The sequence below is a fragment of the Paenibacillus melissococcoides genome (genome assembly GCA_944800085.1).
In the GTDB taxonomy this organism is placed as follows: domain Bacteria; phylum Bacillota; class Bacilli; order Paenibacillales; family Paenibacillaceae; genus Paenibacillus_B; species Paenibacillus_B melissococcoides.
On sequence record CALYLO010000001.1, the window covers coordinates 350542 to 376873 of the forward strand.

The 26332-nt window shown below is 55.9% G+C and carries 29 protein-coding genes, 1 pseudogene and 1 other annotated feature; of the genes and pseudogenes, 17 read left to right on the top strand and 13 right to left on the bottom strand.

Going from position 1 to position 26332, the window contains the following annotated elements; all coding sequences use genetic code 11:
• Nucleotides 1-228: 228 nt before the first annotated feature.
• A complete protein-coding gene (locus OCY70_RS01685; protein WP_213426514.1) occupies nucleotides 229-462 on the top strand; it encodes a hypothetical protein in 234 nt (77 codons plus the stop codon).
• A gap of 88 nt (nucleotides 463-550) precedes the next feature.
• On the opposite strand, the gene OCY70_RS01690 is transcribed toward OCY70_RS01685, so the two are convergent.
• Nucleotides 551-1696: a M23 family metallopeptidase gene (locus OCY70_RS01690; RefSeq protein WP_213426513.1), complete on the bottom strand. Its 1146-nt coding sequence runs from the start codon at nucleotides 1694-1696 to the stop codon at nucleotides 551-553.
• A 161-nt stretch (nucleotides 1697-1857) separates the two neighbouring features.
• On the opposite strand from OCY70_RS01690, the pseudogene lipA reads away from it, so the two are divergent.
• Together lipA and OCY70_RS01700 are read left to right on the top strand one after the other, a co-directional pair.
• Nucleotides 1858-2763, top strand: a pseudogene (gene lipA / locus OCY70_RS01695) (lipoyl synthase); the annotation flags it as partial.
• A gap of 68 nt (nucleotides 2764-2831) precedes the next feature.
• On the top strand, nucleotides 2832-3404 hold the full coding sequence (locus OCY70_RS01700; protein ID WP_213426511.1) for a YutD family protein: 573 nt from the start codon (nucleotides 2832-2834) through the stop codon (nucleotides 3402-3404).
• Between the two features lie 90 nt (nucleotides 3405-3494).
• On the opposite strand, the gene OCY70_RS01705 is transcribed toward OCY70_RS01700, so the two are convergent.
• Complete coding sequence (locus OCY70_RS01705; protein ID WP_213426510.1) at nucleotides 3495-4331, bottom strand: NAD kinase; 837 nt, start codon at nucleotides 4329-4331, stop codon at nucleotides 3495-3497.
• A 99-nt stretch (nucleotides 4332-4430) separates the two neighbouring features.
• Nucleotides 4431-5675 (bottom strand): sporulation integral membrane protein YlbJ, encoded by a 1245-nt coding sequence (gene ylbJ, locus OCY70_RS01710; protein ID WP_261944545.1) that lies wholly within the window; start codon nucleotides 5673-5675, stop codon nucleotides 4431-4433.
• A gap of 514 nt (nucleotides 5676-6189) precedes the next feature.
• On the opposite strand from ylbJ, the gene OCY70_RS01715 reads away from it, so the two are divergent.
• Together OCY70_RS01715 and OCY70_RS01720 are read left to right on the top strand one after the other, a co-directional pair.
• Nucleotides 6190-6594: a globin domain-containing protein gene (locus OCY70_RS01715; RefSeq protein WP_373871412.1), complete on the top strand. Its 405-nt coding sequence runs from the start codon at nucleotides 6190-6192 to the stop codon at nucleotides 6592-6594.
• Between the two features lie 63 nt (nucleotides 6595-6657).
• Nucleotides 6658-7371 carry a DUF2225 domain-containing protein gene (locus OCY70_RS01720; protein WP_213426508.1) on the top strand — a complete coding sequence of 238 codons (714 nt, stop codon included), beginning with the start codon at nucleotides 6658-6660 and terminating at the stop codon, nucleotides 7369-7371.
• A 21-nt stretch (nucleotides 7372-7392) separates the two neighbouring features.
• Here OCY70_RS01720 and OCY70_RS01725 read toward each other — a convergent pair whose 3' ends face one another.
• Together OCY70_RS01725 and OCY70_RS01730 are read right to left on the bottom strand one after the other, a co-directional pair.
• On the bottom strand, nucleotides 7393-7623 hold the full coding sequence (locus OCY70_RS01725) for a hypothetical protein (protein WP_213426507.1): 231 nt from the start codon (nucleotides 7621-7623) through the stop codon (nucleotides 7393-7395).
• Nucleotides 7620-7808 (bottom strand): YycC family protein, encoded by a 189-nt coding sequence (locus OCY70_RS01730; protein ID WP_213426506.1) that lies wholly within the window; start codon nucleotides 7806-7808, stop codon nucleotides 7620-7622. Before OCY70_RS01730 ends, OCY70_RS01725 begins: the two co-directional genes overlap by 4 nt.
• Before the next feature lie 129 nt (nucleotides 7809-7937).
• Between OCY70_RS01730 and OCY70_RS01735 the strand changes: the two genes are divergently transcribed.
• Nucleotides 7938-9728 (top strand): M3 family oligoendopeptidase, encoded by a 1791-nt coding sequence (locus OCY70_RS01735; protein WP_213426505.1) that lies wholly within the window; start codon nucleotides 7938-7940, stop codon nucleotides 9726-9728.
• A 28-nt stretch (nucleotides 9729-9756) separates the two neighbouring features.
• Nucleotides 9757-10950, top strand: coding sequence for an MFS transporter (locus tag OCY70_RS01740; RefSeq protein ID WP_213426504.1), 1194 nt, complete (start codon nucleotides 9757-9759; stop codon nucleotides 10948-10950).
• 76 nt (nucleotides 10951-11026) lie between these two features.
• Here OCY70_RS01740 and OCY70_RS01745 read toward each other — a convergent pair whose 3' ends face one another.
• Entirely contained in the window at nucleotides 11027-12283 is a 1257-nt protein-coding gene (locus tag OCY70_RS01745; RefSeq protein WP_213426503.1) for a methyl-accepting chemotaxis protein, read from the bottom strand.
• 248 nt (nucleotides 12284-12531) lie between these two features.
• Between OCY70_RS01745 and OCY70_RS01750 the strand changes: the two genes are divergently transcribed.
• A complete protein-coding gene (locus OCY70_RS01750; protein WP_213426502.1) occupies nucleotides 12532-12924 on the top strand; it encodes an O-methyltransferase in 393 nt (130 codons plus the stop codon).
• Between the two features lie 136 nt (nucleotides 12925-13060).
• On the opposite strand, the gene OCY70_RS01755 is transcribed toward OCY70_RS01750, so the two are convergent.
• Nucleotides 13061-13288 carry an alpha/beta-type small acid-soluble spore protein gene (locus OCY70_RS01755; protein WP_006675718.1) on the bottom strand — a complete coding sequence of 76 codons (228 nt, stop codon included), beginning with the start codon at nucleotides 13286-13288 and terminating at the stop codon, nucleotides 13061-13063.
• A 115-nt stretch (nucleotides 13289-13403) separates the two neighbouring features.
• The gene (locus tag OCY70_RS01760) at nucleotides 13404-14369 is read right to left on the bottom strand and encodes an aldose 1-epimerase (protein WP_213426501.1); all 966 of its coding nucleotides are present in this window, start codon (nucleotides 14367-14369) and stop codon (nucleotides 13404-13406) included.
• A 238-nt stretch (nucleotides 14370-14607) separates the two neighbouring features.
• Nucleotides 14608-14880, top strand: a binding site (T-box leader).
• A gap of 83 nt (nucleotides 14881-14963) precedes the next feature.
• On the opposite strand from OCY70_RS01760, the gene trpS reads away from it, so the two are divergent.
• Nucleotides 14964-15944: a tryptophan--tRNA ligase gene (trpS, locus tag OCY70_RS01765; protein WP_213426500.1), complete on the top strand. Its 981-nt coding sequence runs from the start codon at nucleotides 14964-14966 to the stop codon at nucleotides 15942-15944.
• 80 nt (nucleotides 15945-16024) lie between these two features.
• Here trpS and OCY70_RS01770 read toward each other — a convergent pair whose 3' ends face one another.
• A complete protein-coding gene (locus OCY70_RS01770; RefSeq protein ID WP_197259984.1) occupies nucleotides 16025-16198 on the bottom strand; it encodes a DUF5325 family protein in 174 nt (57 codons plus the stop codon).
• A 122-nt stretch (nucleotides 16199-16320) separates the two neighbouring features.
• On the opposite strand from OCY70_RS01770, the gene OCY70_RS01775 reads away from it, so the two are divergent.
• Together OCY70_RS01775 and OCY70_RS01780 are read left to right on the top strand one after the other, a co-directional pair.
• Nucleotides 16321-16542: an alpha/beta-type small acid-soluble spore protein gene (locus tag OCY70_RS01775; RefSeq protein ID WP_006675714.1), complete on the top strand. Its 222-nt coding sequence runs from the start codon at nucleotides 16321-16323 to the stop codon at nucleotides 16540-16542.
• 146 nt (nucleotides 16543-16688) lie between these two features.
• A complete protein-coding gene (locus OCY70_RS01780; RefSeq protein WP_213426499.1) occupies nucleotides 16689-17198 on the top strand; it encodes a permease in 510 nt (169 codons plus the stop codon).
• Nucleotides 17199-17210: 12 nt separating this feature from the next.
• Here the strand turns inward: OCY70_RS01780 and OCY70_RS01785 are convergent, their stop codons facing one another.
• The gene (locus OCY70_RS01785; protein WP_213426498.1) at nucleotides 17211-18200 is read right to left on the bottom strand and encodes a metal-dependent hydrolase; all 990 of its coding nucleotides are present in this window, start codon (nucleotides 18198-18200) and stop codon (nucleotides 17211-17213) included.
• A gap of 141 nt (nucleotides 18201-18341) precedes the next feature.
• On the opposite strand from OCY70_RS01785, the gene OCY70_RS01790 reads away from it, so the two are divergent.
• From OCY70_RS01790 to OCY70_RS01800, 3 genes are all read left to right on the top strand, one after another.
• Nucleotides 18342-18650, top strand: a complete 309-nt coding sequence (locus OCY70_RS01790) for a hypothetical protein (protein WP_213426497.1) — start codon at nucleotides 18342-18344, stop codon at nucleotides 18648-18650.
• A 139-nt stretch (nucleotides 18651-18789) separates the two neighbouring features.
• Complete coding sequence (cyoE, locus tag OCY70_RS01795; protein WP_213426496.1) at nucleotides 18790-19722, top strand: heme o synthase; 933 nt, start codon at nucleotides 18790-18792, stop codon at nucleotides 19720-19722.
• Nucleotides 19723-19773: 51 nt separating this feature from the next.
• Nucleotides 19774-20388: an SCO family protein gene (locus OCY70_RS01800; RefSeq protein ID WP_213426495.1), complete on the top strand. Its 615-nt coding sequence runs from the start codon at nucleotides 19774-19776 to the stop codon at nucleotides 20386-20388.
• Nucleotides 20389-20402: 14 nt separating this feature from the next.
• On the opposite strand, the gene OCY70_RS01805 is transcribed toward OCY70_RS01800, so the two are convergent.
• The 3 genes from OCY70_RS01805 to OCY70_RS01815 form a co-directional block, all read right to left on the bottom strand.
• A complete protein-coding gene (locus OCY70_RS01805; RefSeq protein WP_213426494.1) occupies nucleotides 20403-20753 on the bottom strand; it encodes a toprim domain-containing protein in 351 nt (116 codons plus the stop codon).
• Between the two features lie 156 nt (nucleotides 20754-20909).
• Complete coding sequence (locus tag OCY70_RS01810) at nucleotides 20910-21023, bottom strand: sporulation protein YjcZ (RefSeq protein WP_213426540.1); 114 nt, start codon at nucleotides 21021-21023, stop codon at nucleotides 20910-20912.
• Nucleotides 21024-21187: 164 nt separating this feature from the next.
• The gene (locus tag OCY70_RS01815) at nucleotides 21188-22366 is read right to left on the bottom strand and encodes an MFS transporter (protein WP_213426493.1); all 1179 of its coding nucleotides are present in this window, start codon (nucleotides 22364-22366) and stop codon (nucleotides 21188-21190) included.
• Nucleotides 22367-22519: 153 nt separating this feature from the next.
• On the opposite strand from OCY70_RS01815, the gene OCY70_RS01820 reads away from it, so the two are divergent.
• The 3 genes from OCY70_RS01820 to OCY70_RS01830 all read left to right on the top strand — a co-directional run bounded on the left by OCY70_RS01820 (nucleotide 22520) and on the right by OCY70_RS01830 (nucleotide 26320).
• Nucleotides 22520-22960, top strand: coding sequence for a hypothetical protein (locus OCY70_RS01820; RefSeq protein WP_006675706.1), 441 nt, complete (start codon nucleotides 22520-22522; stop codon nucleotides 22958-22960).
• Nucleotides 22957-24123, top strand: a complete 1167-nt coding sequence (locus OCY70_RS01825) for a transglutaminase domain-containing protein (RefSeq protein ID WP_213426492.1) — start codon at nucleotides 22957-22959, stop codon at nucleotides 24121-24123. Before OCY70_RS01820 ends, OCY70_RS01825 begins: the two co-directional genes overlap by 4 nt.
• 88 nt (nucleotides 24124-24211) lie before the next feature.
• Nucleotides 24212-26320: a peptidoglycan D,D-transpeptidase FtsI family protein gene (locus OCY70_RS01830; RefSeq protein ID WP_213426491.1), complete on the top strand. Its 2109-nt coding sequence runs from the start codon at nucleotides 24212-24214 to the stop codon at nucleotides 26318-26320.
• Nucleotides 26321-26332: the final 12 nt, after the last annotated feature.

A 26332-nucleotide genomic window follows, 5' to 3' on the forward strand; every position in this document is an offset into this window, starting at 1 on the left:
CATCCGCTTATATATGTAGTTTGGCTTTCAATGGAGAGAAAAACAACAAAAACGTTGGGGGTACAGCCGGGCATTGCGGCAATGGGACATGGTATGATCTTTCCGATGGATATGAACCTATCGGTTTTATGAATGATGCAAATACAAGCGGAACTTATGATGCGGGCTCTATTACTTATGTTAGCGGCGTAATCCCCAGCTATTACTTGAATGGCAGCAAGCTAACCATTGGCACTTTTGATTATGACGGCAGAAGTTTCCGGTGCAAGATCGGGGGATAGCGGTGGGCTTGTCTATTCGGATATTACTCGAAATAATAAAAAATATGCTTGTATTGAAGGTGTCTTTAAAGGATCGTTGTATAACCGTCAGGGAATAGATATACTTGATGTCTTCTCAAAAGTTTCTAATGTGTATGATGGAGCAGGGCTTAGTGGAGTGTATGCAGACCCGAATTATTAATATTATTCTGTTTAAGACAACACACGCGATTTCGAAATGGAATCGCGTGTTGTTGTCCGTCAAGTCTAAACCTGCCTTGCTGTCAGCACTATGGTTGCTTCTCGCCCCTGCCTCTACTTGCTGGAACGGCCGCGGATGGCAGCTCCGGCAGAAGCTGTGAGGTGCGGCGCCGCTCCTTCAGCTTGCGCAGGTCGGCCAGCTCCCACTGCCGCAACAGCGGATACGGATCGTAGGCATATTCCACCAGTCCGCGATCCCGGTAGATGCCGAAGTGGAGATGCGGCGGGAATTTGCCGGAGGTGCCGGGCGGACCGTAGCCGGAGCTGCCGACCCAGCCGATCGTCTGTCCCGGGGTGACGATGTCGCCGATTTTTATGTTTTTGTGGTATCCGGACAAGTGGGCGTAGTAATGGTAATTGTTGTTGATGTCGCGGATGCCGATTCGCCAGCCGCCGTAGCGGTTCCAGCCCTTGATCTCGATGATGCCGTAGCAGGTGCTGCGCACGGGAATGCCGTAACCGGCAAATATATCGGTTCCTTCGTGAATGCGGAACCCTCCGTAATGCCGCCCCATCCCCCAGGTGCTGCGGTAGGAATAATCGGCGGTCACGGGAAGCGGGAAGGCCGTGTCGAACAATTGAAGCTGATCGAAATGTTCATAGAGACGGGCGAACTGCTTCACGCGCTGCACGGCGCGGGGGTTGGCATAGTAATTCCACAGGCCGGTGCCGAAGTCGTCATCGCTCAAGCCGTAGGAGCCAACAATAGCCGCTACGCTGTACAGCAAGTCGGTGTCATTGTTCATATCGGCCCGTCCGTCTCCGGAGCCGTCGCGGCCCATCCCCTTGAACATCGAGATGGAGACCGGGTTCTGATCTTCCCAATCCGGATTCAGGATGCCGACCCACTTCGGCGGGTCGATATATACGCCGGTCAACCGCTCCGGATGCTGGCGCTGCTTCGGCTTGGCTTTCGTCAATGTCCGTTCGTATTGATCGATGGCCGCAAGCCGGTACCAGGGAATGCCGGTCAAGGTTCCCATCTTTTCATATAAATCACGTCGTTCCCGCCATATATTCACCGTGTCGGACTTCGGCGAGGCCGAGGCGGATCCGGGCACTGAAGACGCGAGCGAATGGAGTATATCCTTGTTGCCTGCCGACCAGGCGTCCAATGTGGGGCAGATGACGGCCCATAGCGCCAAGCCGGCCCACAATATGGCAGCTTGCTTCATTCGTAATTTCCCTCCTTATGCCTGTCCGAAATGCAGATGTAATGTTAGAATGTGCAGGAACGGGCTTTTTATCCGAACCTGGGACATGCAGGTATGGAATTTGGGGGGTTCATGGTATAATACTAAATTGAGGTCAAGTAAAGCGAACGGAGAAAGAAGGTAATGACTCGATGAAAACGAAAGAGCAGAAACCAGACTGGATACGCATCAAACTGACCACAGGAGAAAATTATTCCGAAATCAAAGATATGATGCGCTCAAAAACGCTTCATACCGTATGCGAGGAAGCGCGGTGTCCGAACATTTACGAGTGCTGGGCCAACCGCACCGCGACATTTATGATTTTGGGTGATATCTGTACACGTGCTTGCCGCTTCTGTGCGGTTAATACCGGCATGCCGACCGAGCTGGATCTGCAGGAGCCGGAACGTGTTGCGGAAGCGGCCGAGCGCATGGGCTTGCGCCATTGCGTCGTTACTTCCGTAGCGAGGGATGATCTGAACGACGGAGGCGCCTCCATCTTCGCGGAGACGATTCGAGCGATTCGCCGGCGCATGCCATTATGCAGCGTAGAAGTGCTTATTCCCGATTTTATGGGAAATTGGGATGCGCTGCGTGTCGTGATGGATGCGAAGCCGGATATTTTGAACCATAATATCGAGACGGTAGAGCGGATGTCCGACCGGGTACGGGCCAAGGCGAAATATTCCCGATCCCTGGAGCTGCTGCGGCGGGCGAAGGAGATGCAGCCGGGGATTCCGACCAAGTCGAGCATTATGCTCGGCGTGGGCGAGGAATGGGACGAAATTTTGCAGGCCATGGATGACTTGCGGGCGGTCAATTGCGATATTTTGACGCTGGGACAATATTTGCAGCCGTCCCCGAAGCATTTGGATGTCGCCAAATACTATCATCCGGATCAATTCGCCGAGCTGAAGCAGGAAGGGATGAAGCGGGGCTTCAGCCATGTCGAGTCGGGACCGCTCGTTCGCAGCTCGTATCATGCGCATGAACAAGTGAAATCGGCCCATCAGGCCATGTCCACGTCGCAAGCGACCGGCAGCTAACAATTTAGCTGCTTAAGAGGCCATGGCTCTGACGCAATCCGGGGTTACGGGAAGGAGGAATAACGGGCATGTTCCATATTAGCGGCCAGACATATGAACTGATTCAGGAGCATAAGAACGCGTGGAATCCGGAGGCATTCCGCGACCGATACAGCGAAGTGCTGGAACGGTATGATTATATCGTAGGCGACTGGGGATACAATCAGCTGCGTCTGAAAGGCTTCTTCCGGGATAATCATCCGAAGTCGACGAAGGACACGAATTCTTCCGGTATCCTAGATTACATTAACGAATATTGCAATTTCGGATGCGCTTATTTCATCGTGGAGAAGCTAAGCAGCAAAGATCCGCGCCACCGCCAATCCCTGGAGAATGGGGATGGAGAGGAGACGCAGCAAGGGGCCGCGCCGGACAATAGGGAGGGTGCCGCGATGAAGCAAGGCATCTCGCTTCAGCCGAAAGTCCCGACCCCGGAATCCGATGCCGAGCCTCCGGCGAAGCCGGCGATGCAGGAGCGCAAGCCGCGTCCGCGCCATCGTCACCACAAGAACCGGGGCCATCATTCCAATGAAGCCAAGCGATCGGATATCGCGAAGGTATCCGCGAAGGAGCCGCGTCCCCCGAAGGACAACCGCTCCTGATCGCGGCTATAAACATGAACACCTCCCTTATCGCAGGTTGCGAAGCGGGAGGTGTTGTTGTTTTCTCTACCGGTAATCTGTCTAATCTGTCTAATTCGTCGGGTAGCAGCCGTTCTCATCGTATCCGAGGAAGGCTTCACGGACGCGCTTCCAGAAGGGGAACGGCCGATAGCGGACGAAGGTGACCCGCTGATCCGCCACCCGGCAGCGAATCGAGCGCAGATGAGACAGCCGGATATTGATATGATCGATGGACAGCAGCAGGTTCTGCCCTTGCCGCGGCCGGATATCGAAATGGTGATGCTCCGGCAGTATCAAGGATGAGCCGAGTGTCCGGTATACCCGGTTGTTAATCGATGCGATCTCCGCCAGTTGGATGGACGGGATGGAAGGGTGAACCATCGCCCCGCCCAAGCTCTTATTGTAGGCGGTGCTCCCCGACGGCGTCGATACGCAGATTCCGTCTCCGCGGAACATTTCAAATAATTCATCATTGATGTCGATCTGGGCGACCAATGTATTGTCCGTGCATTTGAGCGTAAATTCGTTCAAGGCGATATAGGTCTTCTTCCCCGTGTCCTCCCTGTCAACCTCAAGCTCGATGAGCGGGTATCTGACAATCCGGGGGTTAATCTGATCCTTGGAACGGTTCTCCGCCATCATATGGACGAGCAGTTCGATCTCATCCGGCTTCCAGTCGGCATAGAAGCCAAGATGCCCCGTATGAATCCCGACGAAGGCGGTATGGTCGATCCGGTTGATATAGCGGTGAAAGGCTTGCAGCATCGTGCCGTCCCCGCCGATGGACAGAACGATCTCCGGTTCTTCGTCATCTCGCACCAGTCCACGCGCCTCAGCCAAACGATGAAATGTCTCCGTCAAAGAGACGGACAAGTCGTCTCCCCGGTTCAATACTGCATATTTCAAGGCGTTGACTCCTTTGTCGAACGGTATTGTTGGAACATATCAACTCCATCTTATACGTTCCGCGGCCGGATTACAATCGTGTTTTCGACAAGAATCCCTCTATCTGCTATTCCGCATCCTCTGCCAGGCAACGCACAGGAGGGAGGCGGCAAAGAGCAGGCCGCATACCGCCAGCAGCGTCCATAAGCCGCCGCGCAAGGAATGCCAGGCGGTCTCCCAAGGGGCGTAGGCTTCGGTCCACATCTGCGAGGGGAACCAGATTGCCGCTTCCGCGGTGTACGGCGCGAGCAGCGGGAAGAGGAAGTAGGCCGCCCCTGCAGCCAGCAGGCTGTGGAGCACCCGAGCTGCAAGAAAAGGCAGGTACCGCATATCGCATTCATTCATGATGCTCGCGATCTGAGCGTGAACGGACAGTCCAGCCCAGGACAGGATCCAGGCTGCCGCCACCACCTGCGAGCGAAGTCCGGCCGCATCGGCCGCTCCGGCTCCTTTGGCGCCGAGGGTGACCTCGAACAAGCCGCCGGAGAAGGCCGGCGCAAGCGAAGGCGACAAATGGAACAACGCCAGGGCCGACTGGAGCAGGCTGTCAATGATATGCATGACGCCGATGCAGGCGAGCATTTCCATCAAGACGGAGAAAAAGACGACGAGCCCGCCGACCACGGTCATCAACCGGAGCGAGGAGCCGATCGCATCCCGCAGCAGCGTGCCGAGCGAGCGCCCGTCCTGACGTCTCGCTTGGTGCATCGCCTGGAACGCGCGCCGGAACAAGAAGCCTTCGAAATCTCGGATGGCGCTTGACGAAGGGGTCATCGGCGATGCGGACGCATGGAAGCGCATCATGATGCCGATAATCAATCCGGCTCCATAATGGGCGGCCGCGAGGATGAGGGCGAGACCGGCATTGCCGAAAAAGCCGACGGCTACGGCGCCGATCAGGAATATCGGGTCGGAGGTGGAGGTGAAGGCGATAAGCCGTTCTCCCTCCTCGCGGGTGACGAGCCGATCGGCCCGCAGCCTTGTCGTCAGCTTTGCCCCGACAGGGTAGCCGGACGCATAGCCCATGGCGACGACGAAGCCGCCGATTCCCGGCACGCGGAACAGCGGCCGCATGACCGGATCGAGCAGAGCGCCGATAAAATGCACGATGCCAAAGCCGAGCAGCGCTTCAGAAATAATGAAAAAAGGGAGCAGGGAAGGGAACAGGACGTCCCACCATATCGATAGCCCGCGAACCGCCGAACTGAGGGCGGCAGACGGGTAAATGGCCATCAGGGCCGCAAAAGCGCTCAATACTCCCGCGATAACGAGCATGAGAAGGGTGCGGCTTGTCCTGCGGTTCATACAAAGCACTCTCCTTTCCTGTCACGCCGATGAGCACTCCATACTTTCAAGTTTATGAGAGGAAAGGGACAATCATGACAGGCGTGAAGCCGCGCCCTGCCTTCGTTCCGCAATATTTCTGTAATCAAAATGTAAAGAAAACGCTTGCATGTTTTCGTATTATTTTGAAAATAATTATGATAAAATACAAGTATAGAGAGATGGAACGCGTTCGTTAGGGGTGATACGGATGAGCATTATTGCTGGCATCCTGGTTTGCGCTTTCGTCTATGTCATTCGAGAGTCGTTGATGGGACCACCGGAAGAAGATTGGGAAAGTTAATCCTATTACGCAAGCGCTGAAGGTTTCAGCGTTTTTTTGTTTTTTAGCGGGAACGTGAAGCATCACATTGAAAAGCCCCCCTTTTTATAATAAAGTGGGGGGAGCAAGCAACCATTTAAATGAACCGGAGGCCGGAATGGCGGCGTCGCGTGACAGATGCTGCGGCTGGCCCCGCAAGACAGGAGCTGTGCTATGGAACGAATGCATCGCTACAATACAATTTATGATGCGATTGGCGGAGCGGATACGATTCGCCGCATCGTGGAAACCTTTTATCCCAAAGTCCAAGCTCACCCGCTGCTGGGTCCTTTGTTTCCCGAAGATATTTACCCGGTTATGGAAAAGCAGTTCATGTTTTTGTCGCAGTTCTTCGGCGGACCTTCATTATATTCCGATGCTTACGGCCATCCGATGATGCGGGCGCGGCATTTGCCGTTCCCGGTAACGCCTGCCCGGGCCGAAGCGTGGCTCGGCTGCATGCGCGAAGCGCTGACGGAGATCGGCTTGGAGCCGGAGCTTCGGGAGATGGTGATGACCCGGCTCTCCGGCCCGGCGCATCACTTCGTAAATACGGCGGATGAAGAGGGAGAAGCGTAGCGTGCCACCCAGCCGGCCCGGCGTCGGCATCCCAGACAGAGAACGCGTAAGGAGAGGAGAATTTTGGTAGAGATAGAACCGCTGTTTACAAGTAGATTGGAATGTCCGTTTTGCGCGGAATCATTCGAGATCTCGCGTGTCCGTTCACGCTTCAAAAAGCCTTCCCAGATCGACAGTGATTTTTGTCCCCATTATGCGGAGGACCGGCTGAATCCGGATTATTATGTCGTGCGGGTATGTCCGAACTGCGGCTGCGCATCGACCGAGAATTCGATCAAGGACTGGAATCAGGCCCAGCGACAGGCGTTCCGGGAGCGTATCGCTTCCCAATGGACGCGCAAAGAGTACGGAGGCGAACGGACGTGGGAGCAGGCAATGGAGACGTACCAGTTGGCCTTGCTGACGGCGCAAACCATCGGCGAGCACAAGCGCGTCGTGGCCGGCTTGCTGCATCATATCGCCTGGCTGTTCCGTTACCGCGGGATGGCGGCGGAGGAGCAGCGCTATTTGCGCTTCGCGTTGGAGGCCTATATATCGGTGTATGAGTATGAATGGCAGGGTCAGAACGATGCGCGCCTCATGTATATGATAGGCGAGCTGCACCGCCGGCTTGGCGAGTATAATGAAGCGGGCAAATACTTCACTCGCATCATCCAGGACAAGCGGATTATGGATGCGGCGATGATTCGGGCCGCGCGCGAACAGTGGCAGCAGATGCGCGAGGAGATGCAGGAAGCAGCGGAAGGGAAGGAACACCCGGAGAGCACGCCGATCTGACGGAGGACGGAGAAGCGGGAGCTAGCGAATCTTCCGATTCGCCAGCAAATAGTCGCGATCGGCATCGAGGACGACGAACTGGTTATGGCAGCAGGGCATGACGAGCAGCCGTTTTTTCCCGTCGCGAATATCAGGCAGCTCCTTCGGCTTGAGCGATACAAGCACATTATCCGTATGGCAAAAAGGGCACTCCGGAATATACATATCCCCCATAATGATGTCATAAGGAACCGTATTCTCGAACGGAATCATTGCGAACGCTCCCCATCGGAATCGGCCGCCGGTTCGGCCGGTTCCTTCTCCGCTTCGGCGGCCGCCAGTTCGGCCAGCTTCTTCATCAGAATATACTGCGGCATATGCATAAGCTGTTCAATGGGAACGCCCAGCGCTTGGGACAGCTTGACGGCGGTATCCGCAGATATTGGCAAAGGTCTCATAAGTCGCCATCCTTTCTATGCGGGTTGCTCAATTTTTTGATATAGTTTAGTTATACACGCTCAACATGCAAAACTCAAATTGTTGCAGTTATCTTTTTATTCCAAGATAAGAAAGGTGTGTCCGCAATTATGCAGCATCCGTTAAATCCGACATGGGATCTGGAATCGATCTTTCCGGGAGGGTCCGATTCGGAAGCGCTTCAACAATCTTTTGCCGCGATCGAGCAGGATTTGGCTCTGTTGAACCGGGAACTGAAGGAGATATCGTCTCCGCTCAGCCAGGACAGTATCCCGGCGCTGGCGAACATGACCACCCGGCTGCAGGATCTGAACCGCCGGATGCAGGAGGCGGGCGCCTTTATCAGTTGTTTGACCGCCCAGAACCTTCATGACAAGAAGGCCGTGCAATTGACGGGACGCAAGTCGGCGCTGTCGGCGCAGCTGGTAACCATCGACGCATTGTACGATGAGCTGCTCCGCGGAATGCCGGCTGAGCTGTGGTCCCGGTTCCTGGCGCTGCCGGAGATTGAAGGGGTGGCCTTCAATCTCAACGAACGCCGCGAAATAGCCAAGGAGAAGCTCGGGCCGGAGCTGGAAGCGCTCGCCGGAGATCTCGCGGTGGACGGTTACCATGGCTGGGCGGAAATGTACAATACGATCGTCTCCCATGTGCGAATCAATTATGAGGAGAACGGCACGACCCGGCAATTATCGGCAGGACAGGCTCATAACAAGCTCTCGCATCCGGATCGCCGCGTTCGCGAAGAGATGTTCAAGCTGTGGGAGCAGGAATGGAGCGACAAGGCTGATTTCTGCGCCGACGCGCTGAATCACATTGCCGGCTTCCGCCTGAAGCTGTATGAACGCCGCGGCTGGGACAATGTCCTGAAGGAGCCGCTTGCCAGAAACCGGATGTCGCAAGCGACCCTGGATGCGATGTGGGATACGATTGTGCGCAACAAGCCGAAGTTCGTTCAATATTTGGAGCGGAAGGCGAAGCTTCTCGGCGTAGAGAAGCTGAGCTGGTGCGATGTGGACGCTCCGATCGGCGGAAGCCAGACGACCATCAGCTATGATGATGGGGCGGAGGCCATCGTCGAGCAATTCCGCAAGTTCAGCCCGCGGATGGCGGACTTCGCGGTGCGCGCGTTCGAGAACCGCTGGATTGAGGCGGAGGACCGCCCTGGGAAGCGGCCGGGCGGCTTCTGCACCTCCCTGCCGGTCAGCAATCAGACGCGTATCTTCATGACGTATGCAGGCACGCCGTCCAACGTGTCGACACTGGCGCATGAATTGGGCCACGGTTATCATCAGCACGTGATGGAAGGACTGCCTGCCTTCGCCCAGCGCTATGCGATGAATGTCGCGGAGACCGCCTCGACCTTCGCCGAAATGATCGTCGCCGATTCGGCCGTGAAGGGGGCGAAGGATGAGCAGGAGAAGCTGGGGCTGCTCGGAGACAAGATTCAGCGGTCGATTGCTTTCTACATGAACATCCATGCGCGCTTCCTGTTCGAGACTCGCTTCTATGAGAAGCGGAAGGCCGGACTGCTGTCGAGCGATCAAATCAGCGCATTGATGGAGGAAGCGCAGCAAAAAGCCTACTGCGGGGCGCTCGGTTCGCTGCATCCGCATTTCTGGGCTTCCAAAATGCACTTCTATTTCACGCATGTGCCGTTCTACAACTTCCCGTATACGTTCGGCTACTTGTTCAGCACCGGCTTGTATGCGCGCGCGCTGGAAGAAGGCGAATCGTTCGCTGCGAAATATGACGCGCTGCTGCGGGATACGGCGGTCATGACGGTGGAGGACCTGGCCAGCAAACATCTTGACGTCGATCTGACGAAGCCGGACTTCTGGCAATCGGCCATAAATGTAACGCTCAAGGATGTGGAGCTCTTCTTGCAGATGACAGAATAAACGTATCCGGGAAAGGAACGACATATTCGTGACATCCAATCGCCTTTTGAAGGGATTCCATGCCGTGTTCTATTCGACGAATGCGCTGCTGATTCCCTATTTGCCCCTCTTGCTGACAGAGCGGGGATTTAACGCATGGGAAGCGGGGACGCTTCTCATGCTCGGGCCATTTCTGGCGATGTTCGTGCAGCCATTGGCCGGCGTGCTGAGCGATCGGCTGAAGGCGGTCCGGCCGCTGCTGTTCGCGTGCTGGATTGCGCAAGGCGCGGCCGCCGCCTGCCTGTTCCTGTCTTCGGAGAGAGTGGCGGCGGCGTCCAGCCTGCTGGCGCTGTATATTTTCTTCCTGCCGGCCGTGTCTCTGCTCGATTCCTTGACGGTGAAGACGGCGGTCGCCGCAGGCCAGTCCTACAGCAGCATCCGCTTGTGGGGATCGGCAGGGTTCACGGTGACCGGCCTTGTCCTCGGAAAAATGTTCGATGCCTGGGGCGGCGTCGATTCGCTTATGTGGATGTATGCGCCGATATGGATCAGTCTGCTTATCGGCATCGGGTTCCTGCAGGAGGCGCCGGCCGATGCGAAGGAGGCCGAGACCGCGGTCGATCTCGCGGTCTTGCGCAAGGCGCTGTCGGTGCCTGCCTTGCTGTTGTTCCTGCTGCTCGTCTTCATTGTGGCGATGCCGCATCGGATGAACGATGCGCTGCTGTCGCTTCATCTGAGCGACTTGGGAGCGACCTCCGCCCAAATGTCCTGGGCCTGGTCGGTCGCCGGGGTGGCAGAGGTTATTGGCTTTGCGGTCATGGCGAGATGGGTATCCCGAAAGCGGATGCTGCGGTTGTTCGCTATCGTATGCGCGCTGTATGCGATCCGATGGCTGCTGTACGCTTTTGTGAAGGAGCCTTGGGTCATCATCGTCATGCAAGGAGGGCAGGCCGTGACGTATGCCGCATTGTGGGTGCTGTCGATCGAATTCGTGGCAACGCTGCTCCCCCGGCACCTTGCGGCGACCGCCCAGGCGCTGCTCGGCATGGTGTTCCTCGGCCTGGCCGGCCTCGCCGGGGGGATGAGCGGCGGGGCGCTTCAGGAAGCGTACGGCGGAACCGGGATGTATCTGTATGGGGTCGTATGCGCGAGCGTAAGCGCGATCGGCTTTGGCATCTGGTCGATCCGGCGCGAGCGCGCTGAGCGTCTGCAGGCCGCGTCACCGAAGGCAACAACTTATTAGAATAGCCTTATAAAATGAATCAGGCGGCCGAAGCTTCGGCCGCCTGTAGGTATGTCTATGGGAAGTCCTGCAGGACTTACATTTTGAACACTTGAATCGTTCGCTGCAATTGGGTCACCTTCTGCTGCAGTTGCTCGGTCAACTCGACGGTAGCCTGAACGGAAGCGATCTGTTCGCTCATCGACGCCGACATCTGCTCGGTGCCCGCAGCCGCCTGCTGCGTAATCGCGGAAATGTTCACGATGGAACCGGTAATCGTCTTCGCGCTCTCCAGCATAAGATCGCTCTCCTGCGCGAAGGCGGCGATCTCTTCCGTGATGAACTGGATGGAGTCGACGATATCGTGGAAGACCCGTTCGGTCTCCCGGATCAACTCGGTCTGGCTCTGTACGACCGCCTCATTGGCCTGGATATTCGCAATCGCCTGCTTCATCCCCGATTCGATCCCCTTGACGAGCGAAAAGACTTCCTTCGTGGATGCGGAGGCCTCTTCCGCCAGATTGCGCACTTCCTGCGCGACGACGGCGAACCCGCGGCCATGCTCCCCGGCTCGGGCCGCTTCAATGGAGGCGTTCAGCGAGAGCAGGTTCGTCTGCTCGGCAATCTCGGAAATGGCGCGGGTAATCTTGGAGATGCCTTCGGCTTGCCGGGCCAGCTGCTCGATAGTGGCTGCGGCCTGCTCCGTCGCCTCGATATTGCGCTCCATGCCGGCGGACTGGCTCTCCACCGCCTGGCGGCCCTTGGCCACCAGTTCCAGCGTCGTGGCGGAGCGGTTGTTCATCTCGCGGGTGGACTGGGCATAGGCTTCTACTTTCTGCTCGATTTCTTTGATAGATTCGGACATTTGAGAGATATCCTCGGAAATCTCGGCGGAGCCGACGGCCAACTCATTGGCGGATGCGGCAACCTGTTCCATCGCGATTTTCATGTTCTGGTTCTTATGGTACATATCCCGTCCGGAATCGGACACATGGCGGGTAATATCGGTCGTCTGCTGCAAAATTTCGCGAAGCTTGAGCAGCATGGAGTTGAAGGAATGCCCCAATTCGCCTAGCGCGTCATCGCTCGTCACCTGCACGGTCTGCGAGAAATCGCCTCTGGCAATCTGCAAGGCGGAATTCGCCATGTCCTTGATCGGTTCATTAAGCGAACGTTCCAGCATATTGATGATGGGATAGCTGATTCCAACTAGGATGAAAAGGGTGATCAAGCCTGGAATCAACGTGGCGTTAGTCGTCAATAGGACTATCGTAGTAAGAGCGAACAAGCCGACGATGCCATAACAGCCAAAGAGTAGCTTTTGCTTAAAATTCAAGGAATTGAACCAATTCATATGACCGCCCCTTCTTTCATCCCAATACGTCCATAATATAACAACATTATAGCATCGCCCTTAGGGCCGGTCTATGTAATTGTTAGCAATCCGCTATAGTTTTACAATTGAAGGCCTGGCTTGCAGCAGAAGGGAAATGCTGTGATTATCTGTTGAATAAAGGTAATATCTCCTATATAATGTGTCTAAAGAACTATTTTGATGTCGTTTGAAAATGGTTCTCTATTCTTGGGGAGGTGTGATTCGTCATGGGCTCTTATGAAATATCATTGGCCAGACAATTGAGCATGGTATTTGATAAGCTGGAATCGGAGCTGCTTGGACTGACAGGAGGCACGGTGATCGTGTGCATTCGCAACGATGTCATCGGGAAATTCGGCGTCAAGCATGATGCGCTTGAAAGCCAGAACGGGGTCATCAAGCCGCTGCGCCAAGGATTGATGAAGCGGCACGTCGCGGAATTCCGGCAGACGGCGATGGAGGTGCTGAGGCACAAGAAGCAGTGGACGCACGGAGAGATTGTGTTTGATTTTGCCATGAAGCAGGACACCTTGCACATCAGCACATGGTTCGAATCGAACTATAATTTGATACATATGTTAGACAAGCCTGAAGCGCGCACATATAGACGCGTCTCCTGATGGCCGTCCGTAACATCGGGGAATGCCTTGAATAGATACAGCAAAAGAAGCTCTCTGCCTGTCGGCGAGAGCTTCTGCGGTGTTATCAGGCAATTGACGTAAGTATGGTATACACGATGCTCGAGATCGCTTGAACTTATCGAGTCGTACGGCCTGCCAGTTGCTGCTCGGCCATTTGAACGAGACGCTTCGTGATGAAGCCCCCGATAGAACCTGTATCGCGAGTCGTATAGTTGCCATAGTATCCGTCTTGAGGAATCGGAATACCCAGCTCTTGAGCGATCTCGTACTTCATTTGCTGCAGAGCTGCAGTCGCTTGAGGCACTACGAGATTGTTGGTGCGGCTTCCACCTTGATTCGGCATGCTGTTTCACCTCCCTGTGATTGTTAGTATGGAGAACGAGAGTAGAAATATGCAGACAGGGAGGGGGACCGAGGATGTAAATAATGTCAGGCCGAAAACCCGGCCTGGCATGCGTTTATGGATGGATAATCTCGAGATCCAGGGTCAAGGTAACCGGGACTTGCGGCTTCAGATCGATCAGTCCCGTCGTCTCGCTGCCGAACGGGAGGTTCGGCGCATCGGTTAACCATGTATACGGCTCGACGCAAATGATCTCGTCGGCGGCGCCGCGGGTATAGAGCACCCAATGCTTGAAGTGAGGCTGGCTTCCGGAATAGCGGATGCGGTAACCGTCATCCCGGGTCAACCACGCCTCCGGCTTGCCTTCGCCCGCGCTGAATACCGTATCGAAGTCGGCGCCTTCCAGATTCATGCCTTCAAGCAGCGCCTTATGTTCGCCGAGCGGCAGCGTCTTGCCTGTCGTAATCAATTCCTCGTCCAGCTCATATATTCCCGCTACCGGCACCTGCAGCGTCCAACGGTTCGGTTCTCCGTCGATCAGGAACCAGGTATGGGTGCCGAACCCGAACGGAGCCGACTGTTCGCCCTGATTGGCGACCGTAAGCTCCTGGGTCAATGTGCCTCCCTGAAGGCGGAAGGTGACCTCCAGCTCCAGCGGCGTAGGGTATTGCCGCATCCAGTTCGCATCGTCGGCGGTGCGGAATCGGGCGGTAACTTCGGCAGCATCGCCCGCGGCAACGGCTCGGGTCACCGTCCACGGTTGAAGCCGGTGCAGGCCGTGAATATGATTGTCGTTCGCCGTATTCCGATCGAATTGGTAGCGGATGCCGTCATATGTGAACGAACCGCGGCGGATTCGTCCCGGAGGCATCAGCATCGGAATGCCGAAATGATAAGGCTTGGTCATATAATAATCCAGGTCGCTCTCGGCAGGCGTGCGCAAAATATCCCGCCGCGCCTTCTTATCCCACAGCCGGATGACATTGCAGCCGAGCGCAGGGAGCAGCGTAGCTGCCAAGGTGTCATTTTCGAGTATGACGGTCTCATAACCGTTCCATTGCCCTTTGTTCACTTGAACCATGTTCATTGCTCCTTTTCCCATGCAGCTTCCCATTCACGTTGTTCAATTTCAGGGTTGCTCCGCGTCCAACCGACCTTGGAGGTGCCGGGCAACGGCCTGTGTGAACATGCATGATATGGTTCTAATGATAACAAATCAACCGGGCAAAGTCATATGAAGAATGGTACCCCATTGACAAGCGGGGCGATATTCGATATCCTAATGGCTAATTCGATCCGGATGGGTTGCATCCGGCCGGAACAAAGCGATGATAAGGACAAGTAAGCTTCGCGGCGGGCTTCAGAGAACCGGTGGCTGGTGAGAACCGGTGCTTCCTGCGATGACTGAATGGACCTTGGAGTGCGAAGCCGAATCGCGTAGTAGGCTTTGCCGTAAGTCCTGCGTTAAAGGAAGAAAGGTTCGCTAACGGCCCCATGGCAAGATGGGCTCGGCAGCCGCAGGCTGTCCCGCCACGATCGGCCAGGACACGCGCGAACGAATAAGGGTGGCACCACGGTCTTTCGTCCCTTTCCGGGATGGAAGGCCTTTTTTGCGTATACATCAATGCTTGCTTATTCAACACATTGAGGAAAAAACAAGGAGTGTGAATGATCTATGGCACGGGTATTATCCGGCATTCAGCCCAGCGGACAGTTGACGATGGGCAACTACATCGGGGCAATTCAAAATTTCGTAAAATTGCAGCATGAGCATGAGTGCTTCTTCATGGTCGTCGACCTGCACGCGATTACGGTACCCCAAGATCCCGAAGCGCTGCGGGAGCAGACCGAGGCGGTGGCGGCGATTTATTTGGCGGCAGGCATCGACCCGGACAAATCGGCCATCTTCCTCCAATCGCAGGTGCCCCAGCATGCCGAGCTGGGATGGTTGCTGACGACGCTCACCTACATGGGAGAGCTGGAGCGGATGACCCAGTTCAAGGATAAATCGGCAGGCAAAGAATCGGTTGGCACCGGCTTGTTCGTCTATCCGGCGCTGATGGCCGCCGACATCTTGTTATACAATGCAGACCTGGTTCCGGTCGGGGACGATCAGAAGCAGCATTTGGAACTGACGCGCGACATCGCGAACCGCTTCAATCATCGGTTCGGCGAATTTTTTACGATGCCGGAGCCGTATATTCCGGAGGTCGGGGCGAGAATTATGTCGCTGGATGACGCCTCCAAAAAGATGAGCAAAAGCAATCCGAATCCGGGAAGCTATATTTCCCTGCTGGATCCGCCGAATGTTATCCGCAAAAAAATCAGCCGGGCCAAAACGGATTCCGAAGCGCTCGTCAAGTATGATCCGGTGAACAAGCCTGAGATCAGCAATCTGCTCAGCATCTATTCGTACGCGTCCGGCCACTCTGTCGCCGAGATCGAGGCCGAGTACGAAGGGCAAATGTACGGCGCCTTCAAGAAGGAGTTGGGGGAACGTGTCGTTGCGCTGCTGGAGCCGCTTCAGAACCGGTATGAAGAGGTGCGCCGGAACGGCGAGCATCTGGAGGCGCTGCGCCGCGGGGCCGAGAAGGCCAAGGAAGTCGCCCAGCAGCAGTTGGACGAAGTGAAGCGCCGGATGGGATTCGTCGTATAAGCCGCATCCGCGGCCATGATAGCAGGGCGGGAGCCCCATGCAGAGCACGCGTGCCTGCCGGGCTCCTGCCCTGCTGCCCATCAGGCCGACTTGCGCCGCTGACGTGCCTTGACGATAAAGCCGAAGCCGATATTGAACACCGCCAGGACGGCGAAGAGGATGCTGAGCCATATGTTATGGCTGATCGTGATGGCTGTCGCCGTCAACAGCACAATGGAAGAAACCGCGAACCATAATGCCAATCCTTTACTCACGCTTACCGCTCCTTTTCAAAGAAAAATGGCTTCAGAATGAAGTATAACATTTCGTAGATCGGACAAAATAGGGTTGCAAGCTTGCGACAACAAGAACTACCGATGTGAAAGGAGCTTTACTCATGGCTAATAATCAATCCCGCACGAATAACTTGGTCGTTCCTCAAGCCACTGCAGCCCTTCAACAAATGAAATATGAAATTGCACAGGAATTGGGAATTCCGATTCCACAAGACGGGTACTATGGAAACTACACGACCCGTGACACCGGTTCCATCGGGGGCTTCATGACGAAGCGCCTAGTTCAAATCGCCGAGCAATCCCTGTCCGGCGGCAACCGTTAATTGATGCACTGATTATGGCTACTCCTGCGCGCGGAGTAGCCTTTTATATATCGACAAAATGGAGCGGAAACACAACTTTTCCGCTATTTTGTCGTCTAACAATTAGATTCATAATCATGAACATTTACTCAAAAAGGGGATAGTGCATGCGGTTAAGACTAACGATGAGTGCAGTGAAACGGCTGAGCATATGGGTCTTGGGCGCACTTATTATAGGCTGCTCCGTATTGTGGTACATACATCAATCGTCCGGCCGATCGTGGTCCACGCTCACGAGCCTTAGCAATCCCGGGCCGGAAGAGGTCGAAATTTACAACGTCCAATCCATGTCGCTAAAATCGGGGGAGGAGGACCGACTGCTTGTCGTCTTGACGGAGCCCAGTCATCTTCGACTCATCGATGAGGCCATATCGTCGGCCCGCCCGATCGAGGGTGTGGCGAAGGTGGCGCAGCCCCATTTCCGCATTCATTACAATAATACCAACTATTATGTATGGTTGTCGAAGGATGAGCTATATGGCGCATTTATGAATGCGGACCAGTCTCATACCCTATACAGTCTCAGCGACCGATCCATCAACCAGCTGCAGGAGCTTTTCAATGACCTGCAACTGTGGAACGAGCCGAAAGGATCGAAGACAGGGGGCGGATCCTAGGATTCGTCCCCTTCAGCTTCGCTCCCATTCCAGTCCATACCGCTTGGCCCTGCCCGGCCTGTTCAGCCAGCCGACGAAATAATCGATAATATCGCCCTCCCTATTCATCATGACGAGCGCCACGAGCGGAAATTGCTTCCGGTGGCGGTAGCGGACGTCTGCCCAGCGCACGGCGTAGCCGTAGCGGGTCGGCTCCATGGTGGCGCAGACGAAACGGGAGGTGTCCAGCAGCGCCTGCACGGCAGGATGAGATCGGGATGCTTCGACGAGCGGATGGCCGCTGCAGCGGACCGTATCGGTCCAGGTCACCGTCCCCCGCTTCCAGTGTCCGAGCCGGAAAGTGCCGTCCCTTCTTCGCTTCACGATATTCCAGCGGGAGAGCGCTACGGTAGGCATGACCGTATACGATTCCCCTTCCTCGCGCTCTGGGTCCCGGTCCGGCAGCCTTTGCACGACTTGGCGATGAGCGCGGATGCGCCAGATGTAGTACAAAACAAGCACGCCGTACAGAATCGGAAAGACGATGCGGGGAGAGACAAGCCCGGTCACCCACAAGGCAATCGCGGCAAGATGGGTCGAGAAGATAATCGGGTCGAAGAGAGCGATAATATTCAAGCAGACCCACCGGTTCACGAACGGCCATGCCGCCAATGTTCCATAAGGGTTGAACAGGTCGGCGACGATATGGATGAAGACGGACAGCGCCGTCCAGGCCAGCACGTGCCGGAAGGAGGCCCCCGGCATGATGCCGACCGCCAAGGCGGCAATCAGCACGGACCAGACGACCGCCATGGGCGGGGAATGGGAGATTCCCCGATGCTGCTGAATGTATAAAATATTGCTTTTCCACTTAAAAAAAGTATCCGCGTCCGGTGCTTGCGATCCAAGCATCACCCCCAAAAACACGGCTGCCGCGGTAGCCGGCTCGGAAGCGACGACCGGGTCGCACTGCGACAATCCCGCCAGACCTATCCCCATGACGACATGAGTGCTTGTATCCACTTCGATCACCTCGCTTGTATTGTGAGCAGGATTGTACCAAAATATGACGGGGAGGCAAAAACTTCCCGCTTGAAATCATGAGGTGAAAGCCCGAGGCTCTCGTTAAAGAGCCATTTTCGAATAGGAAGGATGAGGAAGAAGATGACGCAGATGGATCGAATTATATTTGTGGAATACCGTATCCTGCCGGAGGCGAGAGAGAGGTACTTGAACGCGATTCGGCGCTTGCTGAAGGATCGGCCTGACGTTGTGCTGTTTGAAGGAACCGACCAGCCGAATGTATTTGTCGAGCAGTGGCTCGGAACGACCGCCGATGACTATGCCTCGCTGAAGAAGCTCAGAATAGAGGGGGCGGACGGCTGGAATGCGGTCACCTCATGTATTGCCGGGGGCGTAGACAAACTGCATATATGGGAATTTCGGCGCTCTCCGGTCGTACCGGAGGAATAGCTGGCTGAAGTCGGTGTCAAATTGATGAACGATTCCTCGAAACGTTGTCATTGTTCGGATATATTTGCTATGATAAAAATTACAGCAGAAAGAAAAAGATTCTGCTTTTCTCTGAACACAACAAGGAGGAACGGGTCGCGTGGATAAACAAATGACTTATCGGGGGCCTTCCGATTCCGTTACATTGACGCCGGGACCGATACGGGTCGGATTATGGAAAGAGTTTATTCAATTAACGAAGCCGGGCATTATCCGCTCGAACCTGATGGCGGCGTTTTCCGGCTTTTGGGTAGCGGCCAAATGGGATATTCCTTGGCTTACGTTGCTGTGGATGCTTGTCGGAACGACGCTGGTCCTCGCATCCTCATGCGTATTCAACAATTATTTCGATCGGGATTTCGATATGAAGATGGAGCGGACGAAGAAGCGCGCGCTGCCGGAAGGGCGATTGAAGCCGAACACCGTGCTGGGCTATGCCATCATCCTTGGCGCAGCCGGGCTGGCGGTGCTGTTCGGCCTCGTCAATGTACTGTCCGGAATCGTGGGCATCGCAGGCATGTTCTTCTATGTTGTCATATACACGTTATGGCTCAAGCGCACTTCCACCTGGAGCACGTCTGTAGGCGGCATTTCCGGGGCGATGCCTCCCGTCATCGGCTATGTTGCCGTCAGGGGCCAGCTTGATATGGGAGCGGCCTTGCTGTTCGCGCTGCTGTTCCTGTGGCAGCCGCCGCATTTCTGGGCGCTCGGCATTCGCCGCGTGGAAGAATACCGGGCAGCCGGCTATCCGCTTCTGCCCGTCGTTAAGGGGATCACCCGCACGAAGTGGCAGATGATTCCGTACGTCGTCTTGCTGCTGCCGGTGTCGTGGTTGTTCTATTCGTACGGCTATACCGGCATGATTTATGGCATCCTCGGCACCGTCATCAATGCGATCTGGTTGTTCATCTGCATTGCGGGCTTCCGCGCGAAGGACACCGACGCCTGGGCGAAGAAGAACTTCATTTGGTCCATTAACGTCCTGATGCTGAATATGCTGGTCATGATTCTGGACACGATGGGGAAAGCGTAAGGACGCATTTCTGCAGGTTATAGCATGGGAAGCTAGGGGGAGGAACGGAGCATGTCGTGGGCGAAGAAGTATTCTTTTCAGATTTTCCTTGGCGCGCTGGTGGCGGTCTTTGCGATTGTGGTGGCCATTCTGTATTGGCCGCGGGAACCGGACATTCCGATGACCGACAAAAAGGCGCCGGACTTCAGCATGCAAAATGTGGACGGCAGCACGGTGACGCTGGCGGATACGAACGGCAAGGTCCGTTTGTTCTATTTCTATTTTACCAACTGCCCGGATGTCTGCCCGCCGACGACATACCGCTTGTCTGAAGTGCAGAATCTGCTTAAGGACAAGGGGATATTCGGCACCGAGGCGAGCATCGTATCGATTTCATTCGATCCGGAACGCGATACGTTGGAGGAGATTAAGAAATGGTCGGAGAAGTACAATGCCGACTATAGCGGCTGGTACTTCCTGAGGGGCAAGGAAGAGGATGTCGCGAAGATGATGCCGGAGTTCGGATCCAGCGTCTTCAAGGACGAGGACGGGAATTTCACGCATCTGAATGTCATCACCTTGGTCGATCGGGACGGCAATATTCGCAAGTATTACAATGCGAATGATCTGGAGACGGCTTCCCCTGAAAATATCGCCAAGGATGTAGCGCGTCTCGTAAAAGCTTAATATATATAGGAAGCTCACAGCGGCGGGGCTGGATCCGGATATATAATATATTCGTCCAGTCCCGCCTTTTCGAGCTGCTGAATCAAGTACTCATCCGGCGTTCCTTCGACCCCGGCGTAGCCGCGGCGCGTGTATATATGTTCGGCATCCGGGAACGCGTCCCGCAATATGCCGCGGATCCGCTTGCCCGATGCGTCGTTATCCATGAACAAGTAGACGTCCTTGTCCTGCGCTTCCTTGCGCAGTTGCTCGGTCCGGAGCGTGTTCAAGGTGCCGAACGTGCACAAGATGCCCACTTCCTCGCTTAGAAGCCGGCGCAGCCGGCTGCGGTCGTTCTTCCCTTCCACGATGATGACAATATCCAAAAGTGCCACCCCCTGCTGTATCCGTTATCGCCATGCTTCTGTACGGATAGTGTACCACAATGAAGCGAACCGCCTGCAAGGGTCTTTCCGTGCCAGCACAAAGAGGCTTGCCGGGATTGGCAAGCCGCATGAGGAGAGAGCGTAACAGAATGACTGTTAATAGAATGGCGCCCGCAAAATAATGACGAGCAAGATGTAAAGGACGAGGATGGTGCCGGTCGATGTCCAGAATCCGGGATAAACATGAGCCGGCTTCGCTGCCGGGGCCACAGCCGCAGGACCAGGTCCGCAAGGGTTGTAACCGTGGCTCATCTCGTTTCACCTCGCTTTCCTGATGGTCATTTGTTACAATGCTATACTATGTCGGCGCCTGCCGCGGGGCATGTGCATATACCCAGATCCGCCCGAATGGGCGGATGCGGCGGGACGCGGCCTTATACCCGCGTCGTCGTGCGCGTTGCGGGAAGAAGAGAAGGCGGCAGAAAAGCTTGCTTCGCCGGAAGCAGCGTGACTGCAATCATCAGAACGACGAATGCGATAAAATAAGGCGATATCGTATCTCGAATCTGGCCCGCGATCATCGGGCCAAGGAAAGAGCCGATGGAAGAGGAGATCGCCAGGATGGAAAAGATCCGCCCAAAACGGGTTCCTCCGCTTAATAAAATCAAATGGGAGGACATGGCGGGCAAAATGATTCCTTTGGTCATTCCGATAAGGAACAGTGTCGCCAGCAGCGGCACCGGCCAATGGATGGCCAGTCCGAAAAAGAGCAGCGCCAAGGCGAATGCGCCCATCCACGTCCTCGTATACGGTTGATAATGGTTCAGGAACAGCAGGCTCAACGTGAACAGTGCGCCCAAGCTGACGGCCGAGAACAGGATGCCGGCCCGCATAATCGATTCGAGCGCGTCCGCCATCAGCGGAAGCTCGAAGAACAGGATGCCCTGGGACAGCGAGATGGCAAGCGGCATGAAATAAAAGCGCCATGGGACCGGCACGGCTTCCGGCTGTTTGAGCGGCTCTGAAGGAACGCCCTCCGCCTGCGGCGTCAAAGAAACGGCATCTTGGGTGATATCCTGGATGAAGAACCAGGCCAGCACGCCGACGATGAGCAGCATAATGCCGAGCGCCTGGAATGCCATGCCGAACCCGATCTTGGCGACGAGATAGGCGCCGGCGGCCGGAGAGACGACCGAGGCGAGCGTATGAATGAGGCCGTTGCCTGCCATCAGCTTCCCTTGATGCACATGATCCCGGGCCATGCGTGCGAGGAGGGACAAGCAGGCCGGTGACAGGAAGGCGAGCACGAACCCGCTGATAGAGCGCAACACGAGCAGCTCCCATGGGTTGACGACATGGGCCTGCAAAATCATGATTACCCCGGCGCCGATCAGACTGAGCACAATAAAAATCCGGCTACCGAATCGGTCGATTCCGTAACCGGCCAGCAGGTTGCCCGGCAGATGGGTAAAGGAGTACATACCCATCATCAGTCCGATGAAGGAGGGCGCCGCACCTATTGAGATGGCAAACGGGGTTAGAATCGGGTATTGCGCGTGCAAATCAAAGAAAGCAACGAACAAGAACAAATAGAGCCACAGCACTGAGCGCAAAGTTCAGTCACCTCCAAATCGCTATGCTATACTTGTACGTTGGAAGGGACGAACTTAGTACCCCAAGATGCGATATGCCCGCCCAAGGCCGGGCTGATTGCCACAAATAATGGGAATGATGCTATAATACGTGGTGGAAAGGGTGGTTATCAGGTGAATCAGATGGATATGTGGTTTGAATTTATTAAGCAGAACTGGCTCATTTTCCTCATCGCGCTTATCGTCTTATTCGTAATTGTCAGCTTCGTGAAGACGATGGTCAAATGGGCGCTTGTGTTGGTGATTATCGCCGCGGTCGCCGTGTACAGCGGCATCACGTGGGATAATATCGATCAGGTGGTCACGAACGTGAAGGATGAGACGGTCCAGAAGCTGAAGGAGCAGGCGACGCAAGCGATGCTCGATGAAGCGAAAAAAGCGACATATACGGCCGAGAAGGACGGTACGTACACCATTAAGACGCCGAGTCTCGTGCTGACAGGGAAGTCGGACAGCGGCAAAGTGAATGTGTCGTTCAGCGGCGTGCCGCTCGGCGAATGGGATATTAACGACACGCTGCGCCAATTCATTGACAAGGCGAAGCAGAAGCAATGAGCGCGCAGATGCTGACAGACGGGAATGTGGTGACGATATTGCTTGGCGTCATCGTGCTTCTCTCGGTGCTGCTAGGGGTGAGGAGAGGGGCTTCCGGCTCCGCTCGTCACCTTTTGTCATTTGTGGTGGATACCGCGGCCGTCGTCGTCTCTGCGCTCGCTTCCTATTGGATAGCGATGACGCTGTCTCCGCTTGTGCAGAGCCAGATGGCTGAATGGAGCATCGCGATTCCGGCGCGGGAGCTGGCGTGGTGGGAGCAGATCGGCTATACGCTGCTGACCGGGATCCGCGACTTCTCGCTGCTTCGCTTCGCCGTGCTGTTCGCGTTGATATATATGATGATCCGCTGGATAGCCGGCTGGGCGCTGGGCGCTCTGGTGCCGGCGGCCGGCAGGGAACGGGCTGATCATCCGCGGGGAGCGGCAGAGGCCGGACCGTTGAAGACGGTCGGGAATTGGCTCGCCGGCGCGGTGCTGGGCGGGATCATCGGCATGGCGCGGGCGCTGCTCGTCATCCTCATGCTGTTCGCTTATGTGACGTGGCAGCCGGATACGAAGGCGAGCGCCATTATCCGCGATTCGGAAGCATACCGGCTGGCAGCCCAGGAGCTGATCGAACCGGTCGCCGGCGACTTCATCTCGTCCCAATGGCCGGTATTTACTTCCCAGGTCGCCGAAGAGCTGTCGGCGCTCATGCAGCGCAAATATGAAGTCGTCGATTCCCATATCCCGGACGACATCGAACAGGCTGCCGGGGACATTACGGCCGGCGCGCGCTCGGATGAAGAGAAGGCGCGCAAGCTGTACGATTGGATCGGAAGCCGCGTTCAGTATGACTGGGACAAGGCGAAGCAGTATGAGACGAAGCGGGTCTGGAAGGAACAGACTCCGCAGGATACGTTCGCCACCAAGCAGGGCGTCTGCATCGACTACGCCCGCCTGTATGCGGTCATGGCCCGGGCGGCGGATTTGAAGGTGAAGGTCGTGACCGGTCTCGGCTATAACGGCCAAGGCGGCTATGGCCCCCATGCCTGGAATGAGGTCTGGCTCTCGGAAGAGGAACGCTGGATTCCGCTTGATGCCACCTGGGCGAGCTCGGGCGATTGGTTCAACCCGCCGGATTTCGCCAAGACGCATGTGCCGGACAAGATCGCGGCTGGCTAATCCACAATTTAGGGCTTTGAAGGGGAATTCCTATCTATGCTAAAATGGTTGGGAAGCAAGTTACAGCGGGAGAAAGGTTGATAGAGCAGTGACTCATCCTCATCATGATCCGGAAAAGCGTGAAGTTCTCAACCGGCGTAATTTTTCGCATCGGTTGAATATATTCTTTTTTGTTACCTTTGCGGTATTCTCCGTACTTATCGTGCGGTTAGCGATATTGCAGTTCGTGGAAGGCCCGAGCCTGAAGGAGAAGGAAGCGCAGCTTGGTTACAAGGAGACGCCGATCCCGCCGCTCCGGGGCTCGATTTATGATGCGTCCGGAACGCAGGTCGCCTATTCGACCTCGACCCAGTCCTTATATTTCAATATTGAGAAAAATTACGGAGATCCGAAGAAGGCCGAACTGACCGACGTGCAGAAGAAAAACCGGGAAGAGGCGAAGCGCTTGGCCGAGCGGTTGGCCGACGTCTTCAAGGAGTACGGCGATCCCGAAGATAAGCCGCTGACGGCCGACGTCATCTACAATGATCTGATGGATCTGTCGGCCCGCGTCAATTTTACGTATACGCCGCGCATTATCAAGACCGGCCTGACCCGGAAGGAAGTGGCCTACTTCCTGGAGCACAAGCCGGAGTTCCCGGGCATCGATATCGTCGAGGACAGCGTGCGCCACTACGAACCGATGGCGGTGCAGACGGTCGGGTATTTGAAAAAGTTCAAGGGCGTGCGCGACAATCCGGGGTATTATAACGATATTTATAATAATCGCGCCACGACGCCGTCCGAGAAGCAATACCTTGATTACGAGGATGTCGGCTTCGACGGCATTGAGCTGATGTACCAGGAAGAGCTGCGGGGATTGAACGGGGTCAAGAAGTTCCCTGTCAACGTGGCGAACCGCATCATCGGGCCGATGGAGCTGACGAAGCCGCAGCGCGGCAACGATATCCATCTGACGATTCATCGCGATGTGCAGAAGGCGACCGAGGATGCGATTATGCAGACGCTGGAGCGGATCAGGAACTCTTCGAACCGCTCGGAGCGGGCGCCGTATGCGCGCACCGGCTATGCGGTGGCGATGGAGGTCGACACCGGGAATATCGTCGCGATGGCGAGCATGCCGGATTACGATCCGAACGTGTGGCGGAACGGCTCGATCACTCCCGAGGATTATGACCAATACCAATACTATTTGATGAACGGAGCGATCCGCGACGTCCCGGCGCCATATGAGGACGACAAAGAGCGGATGAAGCATCCGGGCTCCGTCGTCTATCTCGGTTCGACGATGAAGCCGCTGTCGGTGCTGATCGGTCTCCAGGAGAAGCTGTTCACTCTCGGCGAGACCTATTACGACGGCGGTTACGCCCAGTTCGGACGGGTCGGCTACGAGACCAAGGTGTGGAACTCGGGCAATGTCGGCTACGGACGCATCGGAGCTTCGCGCGCATTGGAAGTGTCCTCCAACGCCTTCATGGTCGATATGATCGGGAAGCGGCTCTATTCCATGCCGACGGTCAACGGGCGCAACGGGCTGAAGGTATGGGATGAGTATATGGACGCCTTCGGGCTCGGTGTGCTGACGGGAAGCGGCCTGCCGCGCGAGCAGGCGGGAGCCAAGGATTACTTGCTCGAGGCCGAGCGCAATAACGCCCAATCCGCGCTGGTCTATGCCTCCTTCGGCCAGCAGGGGAAATATACGACATTGCAGCTCGCCCAATATGCCGCCACGCTGGCGAACCACGGCACGCGCATCAAGCCGCAGCTCGTGAGCAAGATTACCGACGGCAACGGCCAAGTCGTGAAGACGTTCGGGCGCGAAGAGCTCGACAAGAAGAACATCGACGATGCCTACTGGAATGTCGTCGAGGAAGGCATGCTGAAGGTTAACGTCCACGGCTTCGACGGCTTCCCTTACTCGTTCTACCGCAAGACGGGTACGTCGCAGATGGACGTCGCCGGAGGACGGGTCGACAACGCGGTGTTCATCGCGTATGCGCCGGCGGATAAGCCGAAGCTGGCCGTCGCCGTTGTCGTGCCGGAGGGCGGCTTCGGGTCGTACGGTGCGGCGCCGATTGCGCGGGCGATGTTCGACGCGTATGATGAGGCGTACGGCTTGGACGGCACGCCGAAGAAGAAGCCGGATGAGCTGAAGGATGAGCAGGCGGATACGACCGCCGGGCAGGGTACGGAATAATCCCATATTTAC

Bases quoted from the DNA above. Each gene is read 5' to 3' on its own strand.
- OCY70_RS01690 (WP_213426513.1), bottom strand. From the start codon at position 1,696: ATGAAGCAAGCTGCCATATTGTGGGCCGGCTTGGCGCTATGGGCCGTC.
- OCY70_RS01700 (WP_213426511.1), top strand. From the start codon at position 2,832: ATGTTCCATATTAGCGGCCAGACATATGAACTGATTCAGGAGCATAAG.
- ylbJ (WP_261944545.1), bottom strand. From the start codon at position 5,675: ATGAACCGCAGGACAAGCCGCACCCTTCTCATGCTCGTTATCGCGGGA.
- OCY70_RS01715 (WP_373871412.1), top strand. From the start codon at position 6,190: ATGGAACGAATGCATCGCTACAATACAATTTATGATGCGATTGGCGGA.
- OCY70_RS01725 (WP_213426507.1), bottom strand. From the start codon at position 7,623: ATGATTCCGTTCGAGAATACGGTTCCTTATGACATCATTATGGGGGAT.
- OCY70_RS01730 (WP_213426506.1), bottom strand. From the start codon at position 7,808: ATGAGACCTTTGCCAATATCTGCGGATACCGCCGTCAAGCTGTCCCAA.
- OCY70_RS01735 (WP_213426505.1), top strand. From the start codon at position 7,938: ATGCAGCATCCGTTAAATCCGACATGGGATCTGGAATCGATCTTTCCG.
- OCY70_RS01745 (WP_213426503.1), bottom strand. From the start codon at position 12,283: ATGAATTGGTTCAATTCCTTGAATTTTAAGCAAAAGCTACTCTTTGGC.
- OCY70_RS01750 (WP_213426502.1), top strand. From the start codon at position 12,532: ATGGGCTCTTATGAAATATCATTGGCCAGACAATTGAGCATGGTATTT.
- OCY70_RS01755 (WP_006675718.1), bottom strand. From the start codon at position 13,288: ATGCCGAATCAAGGTGGAAGCCGCACCAACAATCTCGTAGTGCCTCAA.
- OCY70_RS01760 (WP_213426501.1), bottom strand. From the start codon at position 14,369: ATGGTTCAAGTGAACAAAGGGCAATGGAACGGTTATGAGACCGTCATA.
- trpS (WP_213426500.1), top strand. From the start codon at position 14,964: ATGGCACGGGTATTATCCGGCATTCAGCCCAGCGGACAGTTGACGATG.
- OCY70_RS01775 (WP_006675714.1), top strand. From the start codon at position 16,321: ATGGCTAATAATCAATCCCGCACGAATAACTTGGTCGTTCCTCAAGCC.
- OCY70_RS01780 (WP_213426499.1), top strand. From the start codon at position 16,689: ATGCGGTTAAGACTAACGATGAGTGCAGTGAAACGGCTGAGCATATGG.
- OCY70_RS01790 (WP_213426497.1), top strand. From the start codon at position 18,342: ATGACGCAGATGGATCGAATTATATTTGTGGAATACCGTATCCTGCCG.
- OCY70_RS01800 (WP_213426495.1), top strand. From the start codon at position 19,774: ATGTCGTGGGCGAAGAAGTATTCTTTTCAGATTTTCCTTGGCGCGCTG.
- OCY70_RS01825 (WP_213426492.1), top strand. From the start codon at position 22,957: ATGAGCGCGCAGATGCTGACAGACGGGAATGTGGTGACGATATTGCTT.